Annotated in this window: 12 protein-coding genes; 10 read left to right on the forward strand and 2 right to left on the reverse strand. The window is 38.7% G+C overall.

Going from position 1 to position 16,283, the window contains the following annotated elements:
* Positions 1-52: 52 nt before the first annotated feature.
* Entirely contained in the window at positions 53-982 is a 930-nt protein-coding gene (locus tag JM81_RS16575) for a ThuA domain-containing protein (RefSeq protein WP_144805052.1), read from the reverse strand.
* A gap of 9 nt (positions 983-991) precedes the next feature.
* Positions 992-2,008, reverse strand: a complete 1,017-nt coding sequence (locus tag JM81_RS16580; RefSeq protein WP_144805054.1) for a LacI family DNA-binding transcriptional regulator — start codon at positions 2,006-2,008, stop codon at positions 992-994.
* Between the two features lie 255 nt (positions 2,009-2,263).
* Between JM81_RS16580 and JM81_RS16585 the strand changes: the two genes are divergently transcribed.
* From JM81_RS16585 to JM81_RS16630, 10 genes are all read left to right on the forward strand, one after another.
* Positions 2,264-5,335, forward strand: coding sequence for a SusC/RagA family TonB-linked outer membrane protein (locus JM81_RS16585; RefSeq protein WP_261375119.1), 3,072 nt, complete (start codon positions 2,264-2,266; stop codon positions 5,333-5,335).
* Positions 5,336-5,347: 12 nt separating this feature from the next.
* Positions 5,348-7,021, forward strand: coding sequence for a RagB/SusD family nutrient uptake outer membrane protein (locus JM81_RS16590; protein ID WP_144805056.1), 1,674 nt, complete (start codon positions 5,348-5,350; stop codon positions 7,019-7,021).
* Positions 7,022-7,195: 174 nt separating this feature from the next.
* Entirely contained in the window at positions 7,196-8,413 is a 1,218-nt protein-coding gene (locus JM81_RS16595; RefSeq protein WP_144805058.1) for a PmoA family protein, read from the forward strand.
* A 12-nt stretch (positions 8,414-8,425) separates the two neighbouring features.
* On the forward strand, positions 8,426-9,802 hold the full coding sequence (locus tag JM81_RS16600; RefSeq protein ID WP_144805060.1) for a Gfo/Idh/MocA family protein: 1,377 nt from the start codon (positions 8,426-8,428) through the stop codon (positions 9,800-9,802).
* A 136-nt stretch (positions 9,803-9,938) separates the two neighbouring features.
* Positions 9,939-11,330 carry a putative oxidoreductase C-terminal domain-containing protein gene (locus JM81_RS16605; RefSeq protein ID WP_144805062.1) on the forward strand — a complete coding sequence of 464 codons (1,392 nt, stop codon included), beginning with the start codon at positions 9,939-9,941 and terminating at the stop codon, positions 11,328-11,330.
* Complete coding sequence (locus tag JM81_RS16610; RefSeq protein WP_089259646.1) at positions 11,331-12,149, forward strand: SDR family oxidoreductase; 819 nt, start codon at positions 11,331-11,333, stop codon at positions 12,147-12,149.
* An 85-nt stretch (positions 12,150-12,234) separates the two neighbouring features.
* Complete coding sequence (gene uxuA, locus JM81_RS16615) at positions 12,235-13,431, forward strand: mannonate dehydratase (RefSeq protein WP_144805064.1); 1,197 nt, start codon at positions 12,235-12,237, stop codon at positions 13,429-13,431.
* A gap of 9 nt (positions 13,432-13,440) precedes the next feature.
* Positions 13,441-14,466, forward strand: coding sequence for a TRAP transporter substrate-binding protein (locus JM81_RS16620; protein ID WP_144805066.1), 1,026 nt, complete (start codon positions 13,441-13,443; stop codon positions 14,464-14,466).
* Positions 14,466-14,939 (forward strand): TRAP transporter small permease, encoded by a 474-nt coding sequence (locus JM81_RS16625; RefSeq protein WP_089259649.1) that lies wholly within the window; start codon positions 14,466-14,468, stop codon positions 14,937-14,939. The genes JM81_RS16620 and JM81_RS16625 overlap by 1 nt, the downstream gene beginning before the upstream one ends.
* The gene (locus tag JM81_RS16630; RefSeq protein WP_186435598.1) at positions 14,940-16,250 is read left to right on the forward strand and encodes a TRAP transporter large permease; all 1,311 of its coding nucleotides are present in this window, start codon (positions 14,940-14,942) and stop codon (positions 16,248-16,250) included.
* Positions 16,251-16,283 lie beyond the last annotated feature (33 nt).

Genomic DNA, 16,283 nt, shown 5'->3' on the forward strand with positions numbered 1-16,283 from the left:
TAATTGGTTTGGAATTATTATATAAATCCTGTTTTAAAGGATTGCAAATATTTTAGTTTGGCCGTTGCATAGGACTATCGTCCGCCTTTAAATCTCCGGTGACATATTGTAACCCATCCATTAAGAACTGTAACAGTTCAGGATGCTCCAAACTTTGTGCGTTGTGCGATGGTGAAGAATAAAAGACCCTTCCCTTTCCATATCGTTTGATCCAAGCTACATAGTTAATATTATTTGATGGCTCGTGTTTAACGTCTTCTATTGTATCCACCTCAAAATATAATAAAGGTCTGAAATTATAGTTGAAATAGGAATTTTTGAAAAAATAGGGTTCATCCACATGTATCAAACCATTTCCCTTAAAGGCTTTTACCAAAGGGTGCTTGCTGTCTACTTCCTTAATATGCATTTGTTGCTGTTTTGGATGATAATCAAAACTTCCACCTGTCATATCACTAAATTCCTTGGAATTATTTTGTACCACTATTGCACCATGCAATATCATGAGACCGCCCCCTTTTTTTACATAGTCCATTAAATTCTGCTCATAGGTTTTGGCTTTGTATACTATATCCTCTTCAGAGAGAGAAGTATAGTTTTTTAACAAGTCGTAGAACAAATCTCTTTTAGGACCGGTAGGATTGGAATTGTTGAGTACAACGGCATCATATTTCTTTAAATTTTTTTTATCAAAATTATCAATATCAAAACCTACATGTATTTCAAAGGCATCCGTTTTTTTGCCAAATAGTTTAAGCATCTCTATATTATGCGGAATGGTCCAATGATCAAATCCCGTGGCTTTGGAAAAGACGAGTACCTTCCTTTTATTGGTGGGTTTAACGGTAGGCGAGGGTATATGCTCTTCTAGTTGTGCCAGCCAATTATCGGTAATTTTTATAGGTTCTAGACTTTGTGCAAACAAAAAGGAATGGCCTATTAATAAACAAAATAGGAGGGCAAGAATACGTGTTGTTTTCATTGGTTTTTATTAATTGGATGATGATTCTCTTGTTATAAGTTGATGACGTAATAGAATGGTATTGGTAGACTGTAAATTTATGGAACCTTTTAAGTGGGCAATAATACTTTCACCTGCCAAAACTCCCATTTTGTGCCCCGGATAATTAATTGTGGTGAGATTTGGACTTATTATTTCAGAAACTGGATCATTATTGAACCCTACCACTTTTATATCCTGTGGTACTCGTATCCCCGCTTTTTTTAATTCTTTTATGCAATTGGCGGCATAGTTGTCACTAGCTACAAAAATACCATCTATTTTTTTTGGAGAACCCATAATGGTTTCAATTACAGATTGTATGTTTTTAGGGTCCAGGTCGGTTTCTATTAGGGTATAATCGTTTATTTCCAATTGATGTTCCAACAATGCATTTTTAAAACCTTTATACCGATCCTCATATAGTTTTCTTTCAAGATTCCCGCTTATATGCATCAAATTGGTACAACCTTGTTCAATAAGATGTTTTCCGGCTTCATAGCCAGCAGAAAGGTTGTCTATTAAAATTGTAGGACAATGGGGGAGGTCAATTACCCGATCAAAAAATAATAATGGAATTTTACGTGTTGTAAAATGCTCAAAATGTTTGTAATCCTTAGAATCATTGGCCAGAGATACCAAGAGGGCATCTACACCACTATCAAGTAAGGTCTTTGCATTGATCTTTTCTTTTTCTTCAGACTCCAAGGACTGGCTAATAATCAAATTATAACCTACCTCATTGGCAACTTGCTCTATACCGGCTAGCACGGTAGACATGAAATAGGAATTTAATCGTGGTACAATGACCCCAATGGTGTTGGATTTTTGATTGCTAAGATTGGCAGCGAACTTATTGGTTCTATAACCCACTTCTTCCGCTTTTTCCAGTATGCGCTTTTTGGTAGCATCACTGATGGAATGATGGTTGTTTAAACTTCTACTTACTGTTGCGGGCGACACATTTAGCATTTGTGCCAAATCGTAAATAGTAATCTTTTTGGACATTTGGTGGTATTTAACGCAACAATATTACGCAACTTTTCTTAATTATTGCGTAAAATTTAAGATTTTAATAAAATTGATTGCTTAAAATTAGGGTATATCTGATATTAACACCTCAAAAATGTTAATAATTTATATTTTTTAACAAAATATTTGTGCAATCGGTTGCATTATTAAAATCGATTATATAGATTTGTCTTTAAATGTGATACTTACACTTTAAAATGAGGAACTTAAAATCAACCTAATTACACATTCATGAAAAAAATTAACAAACTTAAAATTCGGGAAAGGGCGGGTGTAACAATGACCTTGTTGTTATTGTTTATCTCGTTTACGGCCTTTGCCCAAAACGGTACCGTAGTGACCGGTACTATTACGGACGCGAACAATGTTCCTATACCTTACGCTAATATTTTGGAAAAGGGAACCACTAATGGGGCGGTATCAGATTTTGATGGCGTTTACTCCATTGAAGTTAGTGATGTCAACACCTCGGAACTTGTCTTTTCGTTGATAGGTTTTAAATCGCAAACAAAACCTGTAGCCGGCAATGCTAGTGTAGATGTTGTTCTGCAGGAAGATGTGGCCAATCTAGATGAGGTCGTGGTTATTGGTTATGGTAGCCAAAAAAGGTCAGATGTAACGGGTGCGGTAGCTAGTGCAAATATTGAAGCATTTGAGAATTCCCCTAATACCAATATTGCACAGAGTCTGCAAGGAACCGTAGCGGGACTAAATATTGGACAGGTCAATTCTGCAGGTTCAACACCGGAAATTTCCATTAGGGGGCAGGTATCCTTAAATGGTAGTCAAAGTGTTTTAATTGTCCTGGACGGTATTCAATTCAATGGGTCTTTGTCTTCGTTGAATCCCAACGATATAGAATCTATTGATGTTCTAAAGGACGTTAGTTCTACCGCTGTATATGGGGCACAGGCCGCAAATGGTGTTATTTTGATTACTACCAAAGGTGGTAGAAGAAATCAAAAAGCCAAAATATCGGTATCCTCTTCCTATGCAACTTTACAATCTACTACAGACCATAGGCCACTTCGTAGATCGGATTATATTGACCATATTAATATGCAACTTTATGATTTACGTTTTCTTGGTCCGGATTATACCACGCCAAATCCTGATTATGTAGGTTATTTTGAACCTGGTCAGGGAATTAATGCAAATTTTGAATTGGAGTCGGATACCAACCCTGGTGAATTTAGTGATAATGATTATGACTGGTGGGGCAATGGTACACAAACTGGTTTTGTTCAAGAAAATGAGGTCAGTATTTCCGGAGCTTCGGAAACGACAAGTTATTTGGTTTCAATGGGTTTAACGGAACAAGAGGGTATTATCAATAATGATAACTTTTCGCGTAGGAGTTTACGTGTCAATTTAGATACCAATGTTTCCGAAGGATGGAAAATAGGAGTTCAGGCTTTTGGATCATTCGAGAAACTAGATGGTGATGAGCCCCATATTTCACAGCTTAGAAACTTTTCACCATTATTGGTGCCTTTTGATGAAGATGGTAATTTAATACCTAATCCGGCAGGTACCATAGAGCCTAATCCATTTTTAGGTCAAAATACACAGGATTATGAGCGTAAGGATTATTTCTTTGCCAATGTGTATTCAGAGGTGGACCTACCTTTTATAGAAGGACTTTCTTACCGAATTAATTTTGGTAACAATTATAGAATTGAAAAGAGATATGGTTCCAGTATTTATGGGGCGGGACTTACGGGTGATGCCGGTAAGGATATTCGTTTTTACAGGGATTACACGTTGGACAACCTTCTTAATTACAACCGGTTGTTCGGTAAACATGATATTTCCGCAACATTATTATATGGTGCTATAGAACGTAAGGACGAGCGTACAAATGCGTATGCATCTGGTTTTGATAGGTTGTCGTTGGGGTATAATGATTTATCGGTAGGAGCTATTCCTTTCATTGGATCTAGTTCTTTCAAAGAGACCTTGAACTATCAAATGTTGAGGGCCAATTATAAATTTGATAACCGCTATATTATTACCGGTACTATTAGGCGAGATGGTTTCTCTGGCTTTGCGGCCAATGAAAAATCCGCTTACTTTCCATCTGGTGCATTAGGGTGGGTCGCTTCAAATGAATCCTTTTTACAAAATTCGGATTGGGTGAACAACCTAAAGGTTCGTGCAAGTTATGGTATTGCCGGTAACCAAACTGATCGCTATACTTCTTTGGCAAGATTAGGAACAAGGCCTGCCTATGTTTTTGGTGATGGAGGTTCTCCTGCCTTTGGTCAAGAGTTGACTACTCTGGCAAACCCTAATTTACGTTGGGAAAAAACGGCCGGTCTAAACGTGGGGGTAGATTTCTCATTATTTTCCAGCAGATTGAACGGAAGTATAGATACCTATAAAAATATTACGGATGATCTTTTGTTCTCCGTACGTATACCTTATTTAACCGGTTTTAGTAATATACAGACCAATGTGGGAAAAATCCAAAATACCGGACTAGAGGTTTCATTGACGGGGGAGATTGTTAGAAATGATAATTTTACATGGACCGCAGGCTTAAATTATTCAAGGAATAAAAATGAGATTTTGGAGCTCACCGGCGAAGATGCGGATGGTGATGGTGTAGAGGATGACTTAATTCAAAGTGGGTTGTTCATTGGGGAATCCATTAATGCAATCTACGACTATGAAACAGATGGTATCTATCAAATTGGTGATGATATTCCAGATGGTTATGGTATTGGAAATTATAGGATAGTGGATCAAAACAATGATGGCTTGATCACACAGGCAGATGATCGCAAAATTATTGGTACAAGGGATCCTTCTTATGCGATATCCCTTTTAAATACCTTTAAATATAAAAACCTTTCTTTCAGTTTCTTTTTGAATTCCATACAGGGTAATGATGGCAACTACATATCACGTAATGATAATGCATTGTATAGAAATGCAAATACATTGTACCAGAATGTGGTATCCGGTATAGACTACTGGTCTCCTCAAAACCCAGATGGCTTAAATGCCATGGCACCTAATAGACCGGGTATTGCTGGAACACGATATGAGGATAGGAGTTTTATACGATTACAGGATGTTAACCTAAGGTACAGCTTTGATAACAATGTGTTGGAAAGTTTAGGCCTAGATGCACTAAGTGTCTTTATCAGTGGTAAGAACTTGGCCACTTGGACAGATTGGAACGGTTTTGATCCCGAATATCAAGACTCAGATCGTAATATTTACGGTGTTGGTCTAACAACGGGTGGAAGACCGGTATTAAAAGGATATTCACTTGGTGTTAACTTATCATTTTAAAAAAAAATAAACATGAAAAAATCAATTATATTTTTAGCGCTTATTTCTTTTTTCTGGTCCTGCGACGAGGACTTTTTAGAAGAGAAACCAGAAGATTTTCTAAGTTCTGCAAATGCCTTTAATACCTATGCAGATTTTACCGCTTCGGTAAATAATATGTACTTTTTGGTAAGAAGACAATTTTATAATAGGGACGAGAACAGGCCTTTTGATTTTCTGTATGGTACAGATTTAGTATTTGACGGAGAACCGGGAGGTACCCAAAGACACGGTAATATGGTGCAGGCGTATGATCCTGCGGGAGACATTGCCACTACACATTGGAACTTGTTGTACAAAAATATTTCCGAGGCCAATACCGTAATAGAGTTGGCGCCACAGTCAGAAATGACTGAGGAGGAAATTAAGGATATCATTTCCCAAGCAAGATTTTTTAGAGGTTTTGCCTATAATGTGTTAGTTACGTTATATGGAGGTGTACCTATTGTAACAGATGCTATAACTGAACCTAAAATAGATTTTGTTCGTAATACCAGGGAAGAGGTCTTAAACCAAGTAATAGATGACTTAACGTTTGCAGCCGCTAACTTGCCAAGTATAGGTGAGGCGCAAGATGGCCGTATCAATGATTTGGTAGCCCTACACTATTTAGGTGAAGCGCAATTGGCATTAGGGAATACTACAGAAGCTATCGCTGCGCTATCTACGGTAATCAACAGTGGTGATACAGGGTTAATGACAGAGCGATTTGGAACACGATCTAACGAGGAGCCAGGTGATGTATTTTGGGATTTGTTCAGAAGGGGCAACCAAAATAGGTCTAGTGGAAATACCGAGGCGCTATGGGTAATTCAATTTGAGACCGATGTGCAGGGTGGTGGACTTCAATCCGGTAGCCGTGGTGGCTCGTATCCTTTTGAAAGACATTTTGGTCCATTATTAAGGTTTGCTCCTTTTAATTCTTGGCCCGTAGGTGATTATACCGGTGGTCGTGGAATTGGTTGGGGAATTACAACGGAATATTACACCAACACTGTTTGGGGCGGGGATGATAGCAATCCAGATTTTGTGAACGATATAAGAAACGCCAATCATAATTTCGTGAGGGTGTTTAATAAGGACAATTCATCTGCATTGGCAATTTTGGCCGAAGAAATTGGCAGGGATACGGTATGGTCTACGGAAACACAGCCACGTATCAGGGAATTCTATGCTTTTCCTACAAAAGTGACCACACCTTATAATCACCCAGATGGCTTATTGAGAAATAGTGACGTGCCGTATGCGTTGACATCTTCTGCAGGAGGTACGTACACCGATCAGTACATGGTTAGGTTGGCAGAAACGTATCTTCTTAGGGCAGAGGCTTATTTGGCCAATAGTCAGCCACAATTGGCGGCAGATGATATTAATGTGGTACGTAATAGGGCAAATGCTTCTTTAGTTGAAGCTGGTGATGTAACCTTGGATTATATTCTAGATGAGCGTGTTCGTGAGTTAGGTTTGGAAGAAAAACGAAGACTGACCCTTATGAGAACCAATACAATCTATGAGCGTGTTATGGATTATAATCCGTTTTATGTTGAAAACGGTATGCAGCCTCATTTTAATCTTTGGCCAATACCGGCGGATGAGATAGAAGGAAACCGTGGTGCTGAACTGGTTCAAAACCCAGGGTACAACTAGGATAGTTTAAGATGAAGCTTATTCCTATAATAAGTGAGGACAGGAATAGGTTATGTTGCTATATATTAATGAATTACAAAGAGTATATGTAGTTTATTGTATCTTTTTATAATACTTTTAAGTGAATAATGTTGAGTTAGTTTTTTTAATAACCGTTACCCGAACTTGTAAATAATGAAGAATATATTTTTAATTGCATTTGTTGTATTTCTGATTTCTTGTCAGGAAAATAAAAAAGAATATAACTTTCATTTGCAAGAGGGTAGCGGCTTATTGATCAATACACCGGTATCCTTGGAGCTGGAAGAACTTAAAGATGAAAACGTTAGCCTATTGAATGGGGATGATATCATTCCCTTTGATTTGGATACTGTTGCAAATAAGATTTGGTTCATACATCAAAAAAACCGTACAGATGAGTATCAAGTATTGGTAAATAACAAACCTGTACATACCGCTCAAAAATTTTCAGCGGTAAAAAATGAGGGCGATTTAATGTTGCAAAATAGCAATAATGCACTGGTAGGTTACCGTTACGGTATGCACTACCCACCAAAGGGAGTGGATACCATTTTTAAAAAATCAGGATTTATTCATCCTATCATTACACCAAAGGGAGATACATTGACCAGGATAAACCCTCCAGATCACTGGCATCATTATGGGGTTTGGGGACCATGGACACATACCCGCATAGATACCATGCGAGTAGATTTTTGGAACCTAGGGGATGGCCAAGGTACGGTACTGTTCAAAGAGTTTAATGAAATTTCCAATGGTGCAGTTTCAACTGGTTTTAATGCGGTACAGGAACATATAGATTACAAAACACAAACAGAACCACAGGTTGCATTAAATGAAAATCTTCAAATAAGATTATGGGACCTTGGTAGGGACGATCGTTATATGTTGGACTATACCTCTTCATTTACCACCCCCTTAGCAGAAGGAATTCTTTTTGAAGCGTATAGATATGGAGGTGGACTAGGTATGCGTTTTACAGAAAGGTGGCATAAGGACAATTGTAAAGTGTTGACTTCAGAAGGTGAAGACCGTCTAACTGCCGATGGTACTAATGCCAAATGGGCCATAGTTACCGGGGAATCCAGTGATGGTAAGGGTACCAATGGTATATTGTTTTTAAGCAACCCAAATAATAGAATGCATCCAGAACCAATGCGTGTATGGCCTATTGATGGTAATGGAGGTAGGGGAGATATGTTTTTTGAATTCTGTCCGATCCGTCACGTAGAATGGCAAATTGAACCTAACAAGGAATATGAATTAAAATACAGAATGATTGTGTTCGATGGTGAACTCTCCAAAGAGGAAGCAGAGGCCTATTGGCAATCATTTGCAAATCCATTAGAACTAAAACCAATCTCAAACTAAAAAGATACACAGATGCAGAGAAGAAATTTTATAAAAAAATCATCATTGGGTACTGCAGCTGCAGTAGCATTTCCTACCATAGTACCATCTTCGGTTTTTGGTAAAAATGCTCCAAGTAACAAAATAAATATTGGCCAGATAGGATGCGGGAGAATTGCACGTGACCATGATATTCATGATACCATAAGATTTGACAATGCACGTTATGTGGCCGTTTGCGATCTGGATAGTAAACGTATGAACGACGCCAAGGTCTTGGTAGATGGTTACTATAAGCAAAAGACCGGTAAGGACAAGTATATGGATACCAAGATGTACGGGGATTACCGTGAAATGTTATTGAATAAGGATATTGATGCCGTAGTCATCAGTACCCCCGATCATTGGCATTCGCAACCCGCTATGGAAGCCGCTATTGCCGGTAAGGATATCTATCTTCAGAAACCAACTTCTTTAACTGTAAAAGAAGGACAACAGTTACGTAAAGCCGTGCAGGATAATAATGTAATTTTACAGGTGGGTACCCAACAACGTGCCATGCCACAATTTAGGGTAGCGGCAGAATTGGTAAGAAATGGTAGGATCGGAAAAATACATACCGTAAAAATTGGTTTACCCGGTGATCCCGCTGGTCCGGAAGCACCAGAAATGCCCGTGCCCAGTAATTTAAATTATGATATGTGGTTGGGGTCTACCCCAGAAGTTCCCTATACCGAGATTGGGGTGCATCCGCAAGATGGCTATAGTAGACCGGGATGGTTAAGGCACCGTAATTACGGAGCAGGTATGATAACCGGTTGGGGCCAACATCATTACGATTCTGCCGCATGGGGTATGAATACTGAATTGTCAGGACCTATATCCGTAGAGGCTTTGGCAGAGTTTCCAAAGTCCGGCCTATGGAACGTACATGGAGATTTCTTTGTAAAACATGAATATGATAATGGTATTACGGTATATACCAGTGGCGGTTATACTAACGGAATTCAGTATATTGGAGATGACGGATGGATTTTTGTATCCAGAGGAAATTATACGGCTTCTGCCACCGATCCGGTAGACAAGGAGAAAAGTGCCAAGGCCCTGAATGCATCGGACCCTAAAATATTGGATTCAGTAATTGGGGAAAATGAAATTCATTTAGAAAAGATAGATGACCAACATGGTAATTGGTTAGAATGTATTAAAACACGTAAAGCACCCATATCTCCTATAGATAAAGGACATAAAGCATGTACGGTTTGTCTTATTAGCGATATTGCCATGCAGTTTTCGCGTAAGTTAAGTTGGGACCCGGAAAATGAGTGGTTCATTAATGACCCTGAGGCTAACGCCATGTTAGAAAGGGTACAGCGCAAACCCTACGGAACCAATAATATAAAAGCTTAAAAAAAGTGAAAGCTCCTTCGTTTATAAATGATGAAGGTGTTATTTTTAATGCATAGTGTATTAGAAATGAATCTTCTAGAAAATAATAAGGATATGACCACCGGTAGTGGTCATATTTTTTAGTAAAATGTAACTAATGAAAACAACGTTAAAATTTAAAATGATCGTGGCGCCTGCACTTTTTCTTTGCCTTTCATGTGCACAGGAAAAAAAACAAGTGGAAACTACCAATGGGAAAGAACAGTTGGTTAAGTTGATGACATTAGATCCAGGACATTTTCATGCGGCACTTGTTCAAAAGACCATGTATCCCCAGGTAGATTCTACCATTCATGTATTTGCACCCAAAGGACCAGAAGTAGATGATTTTTTAAATAAGATAGCGCAATATAATACAAGGGCAGATGACCCAACGGCTTGGAAGGTCAATACGTATTTGCAAGATGATTATTTGCATAAAATGGTTACGGATAAGCCTGGCAACGTCATGGTGGTTGCGGGTAAAAATTCAAAAAAAATAGATTATATCCTTGCAGCGGTAAAAGCCGGCTTAAACGTATATGCAGATAAGCCATTGGTCATTAATCCTGATGGTTTTGCAAAGCTTAAAGAAGCGTTTAGGATTGCGGAGGAAAAAGGTGTTTTGATCTATGATATCATGACGGAACGTTTTGAGTCTACGACTATGATGCAAAAGAAAATATCTATGCTGCCGGATATATTTGGTGAACTGGTCAATGGTAGTGCAGAAGAACCGGCCATAAGCAAAGAGAGTGTTCATCACTTTTATAAATTTGTATCAGGTAAACCGTTAGTGAGACCGGCATGGTTTTTTGATGTTAATGAAGAGGGCGAGGGTATTGTGGACGTTACCACACATTTGGTAGATTTGGTGCAATGGGAAGCTTTTCCGGATCAGATTATAGATTCATCTCAAATAGAAATGGTCCATGCACGTAGATGGCCTACAGTTCTTTCATTACAGGAATTTCAAGATGTTACGGGTCTGGATACCTATCCGGAATATCTTGAAAAAGATATAGCAAAAGATGGCTTAAATGTTTTTAGCAACGGTGAAATGACCTACAAGATTAATGGTAAGTACGCAAAGGTTTCCGTAATTTGGAATTATAAGGCTCCAGAAGGTACCGGAGATACGCATTACAGTATTATGCGGGGCACAAAATCAAATCTGATTATCAAACAAGGAAAGGAAGAAGATTTCAAGCCCGTGCTTTATGTGGAATCTAAATTGGGAGATAATTTTGAGAAATCCCTTAACTTGGCAATTGAAAATGAGATAGGCGAACAATTTCCGGGTACTACCTTGGAAAAAATAGAGGAAGGTAAATGGAAAATTGGTATTCCCGATCAATTTAAGATTGGTCATGAAGCCCATTTTGCGCAAGTAACATCAAATTATTTAAAGTATTTGGAACTTGGTGAGCTGCCCAAGTGGGAGGTTCCCAATATGTTGACCAAATATTATACCACCATAGCCGCATATAAGAAAGCAAAAGAAAATTAAATGAACGATTTACTGTCTTTAAAAAACAAAAATTACGCCTTATCCGGAGGTACGGGTACCTTAGGGGGCTCTATTGCAGAATATTTAATCAGAAATGGTGCCCATGTATTGTTACTTGGTAGGTCCCTTGAAAAATTGCAGGCCAAACAATCCGAACTAAATGATATTGTTGCCAAAAGCACATCTATTTTTAAGGTTGATGTCATGGATGAAAAAGAGCTTTTACAATTAAAGGACGGCATTAAAAAGGAGTTTAAACATTTGGACGGACTTGTAAATTTAGCAGGGGGCAATATTCCCGGGGCTACATTAAAACCGGAACAGACCATTAGGGATATTACCATGGGCGATACCCGTAAGGTGGTAGACATTAACCTTTTTGGTACCGTAATCCCAACCGTAATATTAAGTGAATTAATGGTGGAACAAGGTTATGGTTCTATCGTAAATATATCTTCAATGGCAGCTAAACAAAGCATTTCCAGAGTTTTAGGTTATTCTATGGCTAAAGGAGCTATAGATATTTTTACCAAATGGATGGCTAACGAGCTGGCTTCAAAACATGGGGATAAGTTAAGGGTAAATGCCATAGCTCCCGGGTTCTTTATAGGCAACCAAAATAGAAGGTTGTTGACCAATGAGGACGGGTCTTATACGGAACGTGGCAACAGTATTATTAAAAATACGCCTATGGGTCGTTTTGGTGATGCTTCCGAACTCAACGGTATGGTGCATTATCTACTGAGTGATGCCTCTAGTTTTGTTACTGGTAGTATATTCGATGTAGATGGTGGATTTAGTTCTTTCTCTGGTGTGTAATCCATTACATTTAATAACTAGTTTACTATATTTAAATCTTGTTAAGGCATATTAATTATACACAATTGTGTTGCTCATATAAATTATGGAATACTTAAAAAAAACATTTCGTTGGTTTGGACCTGAATTTGGTGTAGAACTGGCAGATATACGTCAATTAGGTGTAGAAGGTATTGTGGCGGCATGCCAAAATGTACCTGTTGGGGAGGTGTGGTCCGTGGAGACCATTGCCGCGCTTAAATATGAAATTGAAGCCCATAATATGGAATGGACTGTAGTTGAGAGTGTCAATATCCACACTGCTATTAAATACGGTTTGCCAGAAAGAGATCGGTATATCGCCAATTATATTCAAACACTAAAAAACCTGGCCGAAAATGGTATTTATGATGTGTGCTATAACTTTATGCAGTTAATAGATTGGACACGCACAGATCTGGACTATATTTTGCCTACAGGAGCATCTGCATTACGGTACAGTCCAATTTCGGCAGCAGCGTTCGACCTATTTATTCTTAAGCGTGAAAATGCGAAGGAATCCTACCCTGAGAAAGCTTATCAAGAGGCAAAATCATATTTTGAGGGACTTTCCGCTGATGGTAAAAAGAAATTGGAAGAATCTATATTGGCGGGAATGCCAGGTTCTAGAAAACTGATCGCGTTAGATGAATTCAAGGCCAACCATGCCACAGTCTTGAAAATTAGTAAGACCCAACTTCAGGAGAATCTATCTTATTTTTTAAATGCCATCATTCCAGAAGCGGAAAAAATTGGTGTTCGTATGGCGGTACATCCAGATGACCCTCCGTTTTCCGTTTTTGGTGTGCCAAGGATTGTATCCAATTACGACGAAATTAAATTTTTGTTGGAATGTTGTCCTTCGCCAAGTAACGGATTAACTTTTTGTTCTGGTTCCTTAGGAGCATCTGCAAATAATGATCTGGTAAAAATCGTAGAGGATTTTGGAGACAAGATTCATTTTATACATTTAAGAAATGTGGCCAGGTCAGAAGATGGCAGTTTTTATGAAGCTGAACATTTGGGGGGGTCCGTACCAATAGATAAGGTAATGAAAGCCATAGTTGAACAACAGCGGAAAAGGGAGAATAGTGGTAATGGTGTGGTAAGGATACCTATGAGACCAGATCATGGCCATGTATTGCTAGATGATAAGAAAAGACAAAACGAATTTTATTCCGGGTATTCCTTAATAGGTAGGGCAATGGGCTTGGCACAATTATCGGGATTGGAAAAGGGTGTAAGGTTAGGCCTTAACATTTAAAAATAGTGCATGATAGCAGGAAGGAATATATGTAGTTGGTTATTGAATAGTCGGTTATTGAAGGGTAAACATGGTATAGGGGCACTATTATGTTGTGTGTTTCTTTTTAATTCCTGTGTTATTGATTCCGATAAGAAAATTCTTTTTTTTGCCCATTCTTTACCTACAACACATCCGGTACATAAGGGAATTGTTGCCATGAAGGAATCCGTTGAGAAAAAATCTAACGGCAAATTGGTGGTGAAAATCTTTCCGGATGGCCAATTGGGTACGGAGAGAGAGGTGTTGGAATTATTGCAGATCGGAAGTATAGCAATGACCAAGGTTAGCGCGGCATCCATGTCTAATTTTGCACCAGCGTACCAAGTTACCAGTATACCCTACTTGTTTAGGGACAGGGAACATCTATTTAAGGTGTTGGAAGGCGAGGTTGGCAAGGAGTTATTGGAAAGTAGTTCTGCATATCTTTTAAGGGGACTTTGTTTTTATGATGCTGGTGCCAGAAGTTTTTATGCTAAAAAGAAACCGGTAAAAACCCCTCAGGATTTGGACGGTATGAAGATAAGGACCATGAACGACGAAATGTCGGTCAATATGGTCAATACCTTGGGAGGATCGGCAACGCCAATGGCTTACGGTGAACTGTACACGGCCCTGCAACAAAATGTAGTGGACGGTGCGGAGAACAATATACCTTCATTTGTAACCTCAAACCATTATGAAGTTTGTAAATATTATACGTTCGATGAGCATACGATGGTCCCGGACGTGGTGGTTATAGGTACCAAATTTTGGAATACACTAAGTAGTCAAGAACAACAATGGTTACAAGATGCGGCCAATGAAAGTGTAATAAAACAAAAGCAATATTGGCAAGAGACGGTTGCAGAGAATATGGAGGTGTTAAAGAAAGCCAATGTAGAATTCCTATATCCTGATAAGACCAAATTTTCTGCAAAGGCATCTGGTGTTATGGAAAAAATGATGCAGGATGAAAAGATGAAAACGGTAATTGAAAAAATCTTGGCCCAATAATGCAAAAAATATATACTATCCTTAATTCCTGTATTGAATATTTGCTGGTAACCATATTTGGCCTTTTGGTCATTGATGTTGTTTGGCAAGTAGTATCGCGTTATGTAATAGGACAATCAAGTTCATTTACGGAAGAATTTGCAAGATTTTCCTTAATCTGGCTTACGGTTTTGGGAGCTGCCTACATTAACGGACAAAAAGAAGGGCATTTGTCCATGGATTTTTTACTATCCAAATTATCCGGCGAAAAAAGAAAGAGAAGACAAAAAGTTATCCAAATCTGTATGGCGATTTTTGCGCTCGTTATTATGGTAATTGGTGGGGGTAATCTCGTGTACACAACCTTGAGCTTAGGGCAAACATCATCTGCCCTACATGTACCTTTAGGTTATGTCTATGCCATTGTACCCGTGTGTGGTATAATCATAATTTTCTTTTCTATCTACAATATTAAAAAACAAAATTTTTTATAGATGAGCATTGAACTTATAAGTGTATTGGTATTGTTCATAAGTTTTGCGGCATTATTGGCCTATGGTGTTCCCGTAGCATATTCTATAGGTATATCTACCATGCTGGTATTATTGATCAATATTTCATTTTTGCCATCTGTTACTACGGCAAGCCAACGTATGACCACGGGAATAGATAATTTTGCGCTTCTTGCCATACCGTTTTTTATTTTGGCCGGTGAACTGATGAACAGGGGCGGCGTGGCCAAAAGACTTATTGATTTTGCAAAATCATTAATTGGGAGCCTACCCGGCGGTTTGGCCTATGTAAATATCATTTCTGCCATGCTGTTCGGTGCCATATCCGGATCGGCCATTGCGGCCGCCTCTGCCATAGGAAGTACCCTTACCGATAAAATGGAGAGTGAAGGTTACCCTAGGGAATTCAGCGCAGCTGTAAATATCAGTTCATCCACTACGGGATTGTTGATACCCCCAAGTAATGTCCTTATAATATTTGCTTTGGCCAGTGGTGGTACTGCTTCTGTTGCTGCATTGTTCATAGCGGGCTATATTCCAGGAATATTAGTAGGATTGGCCATTATGCTCATGGTCTATATTTACGCAAAACGAAAAGGCTTGCCAAAAGCGAATAGGGTTGGTTTTAAACAATTGTTTGTAGATTTTAAGAACGCATTCCTAAGCCTAACCTTATTGTTTATTGTGGTAGGGGGTATAGTAGCCGGTATTTTTACCGCAACGGAGGCTGCGGCCATAGCGGTGGTATATGCGGCGTTGCTAGGTTTTTGGAATAAGAAATTAAATGTTGGTGATTTTAAATCCATATTGCTGAAAAGTGCACGGACAACTGCCATTGTTATGTTTCTTATCGCCACTTCTATGGCTATGTCTTGGTTATTCTCTTTTGAGGGTATACCGCAAATGTTGACCAGCTTACTGGTAGATTCCGTAAGTAATCCTATCGCGGTATTCTTACTGATCAATCTAATTTTATTAATAGTAGGTACGTTTATGGATATGACACCTGCGGTTCTTATTTTCACCCCAATTTTTTTACCAGTGGCAATGGCCTTGGGTATGCATCCTGTACAATTTGGTATGGTCATTGTTCTTAATCTTTGTATAGGGGTATGTACGCCGCCTGTAGGGACTTTGCTCTTTGTGGGTAGTGGTGTGGCCAAAGTACCGGTAGCAAAAGTAATTAAACCACTTATTCCGCTATTGATAGCAATGGTGGTAGTATTGATGCTGATCACATATTTTCCTTCAATTTCCCTTTGGCTGCCAAGGGCCTTTGATCTTATTGATTAATAAACCTTTCACTTTAATTTTATCATAAATATT

The sequence above is a fragment of the Maribacter sp. MAR_2009_72 genome, from assembly GCF_007827235.1.
GTDB lineage: Bacteria > Bacteroidota > Bacteroidia > Flavobacteriales > Flavobacteriaceae > Maribacter > Maribacter sedimenticola.

Excerpts from the sequence above, each read along its gene's own strand:
- uxuA (WP_144805064.1), top strand. The coding sequence starts at position 12,235 with ATGGAATACTTAAAAAAAACATTTCGTTGGTTTGGACCTGAATTTGGT.
- JM81_RS16625 (WP_089259649.1), top strand. The coding sequence starts at position 14,466 with ATGCAAAAAATATATACTATCCTTAATTCCTGTATTGAATATTTGCTG.
- JM81_RS16575 (WP_144805052.1), bottom strand. The coding sequence starts at position 982 with ATGAAAACAACACGTATTCTTGCCCTCCTATTTTGTTTATTAATAGGC.
- JM81_RS16610 (WP_089259646.1), top strand. The coding sequence starts at position 11,331 with ATGAACGATTTACTGTCTTTAAAAAACAAAAATTACGCCTTATCCGGA.
- JM81_RS16590 (WP_144805056.1), top strand. The coding sequence starts at position 5,348 with ATGAAAAAATCAATTATATTTTTAGCGCTTATTTCTTTTTTCTGGTCC.
- JM81_RS16605 (WP_144805062.1), top strand. The coding sequence starts at position 9,939 with ATGAAAACAACGTTAAAATTTAAAATGATCGTGGCGCCTGCACTTTTT.
- JM81_RS16595 (WP_144805058.1), top strand. The coding sequence starts at position 7,196 with ATGAAGAATATATTTTTAATTGCATTTGTTGTATTTCTGATTTCTTGT.
- JM81_RS16580 (WP_144805054.1), bottom strand. The coding sequence starts at position 2,008 with ATGTCCAAAAAGATTACTATTTACGATTTGGCACAAATGCTAAATGTG.
- JM81_RS16585 (WP_261375119.1), top strand. The coding sequence starts at position 2,264 with ATGAAAAAAATTAACAAACTTAAAATTCGGGAAAGGGCGGGTGTAACA.
- JM81_RS16630 (WP_186435598.1), top strand. The coding sequence starts at position 14,940 with ATGAGCATTGAACTTATAAGTGTATTGGTATTGTTCATAAGTTTTGCG.
- JM81_RS16600 (WP_144805060.1), top strand. The coding sequence starts at position 8,426 with ATGCAGAGAAGAAATTTTATAAAAAAATCATCATTGGGTACTGCAGCT.
- JM81_RS16620 (WP_144805066.1), top strand. The coding sequence starts at position 13,441 with ATGATAGCAGGAAGGAATATATGTAGTTGGTTATTGAATAGTCGGTTA.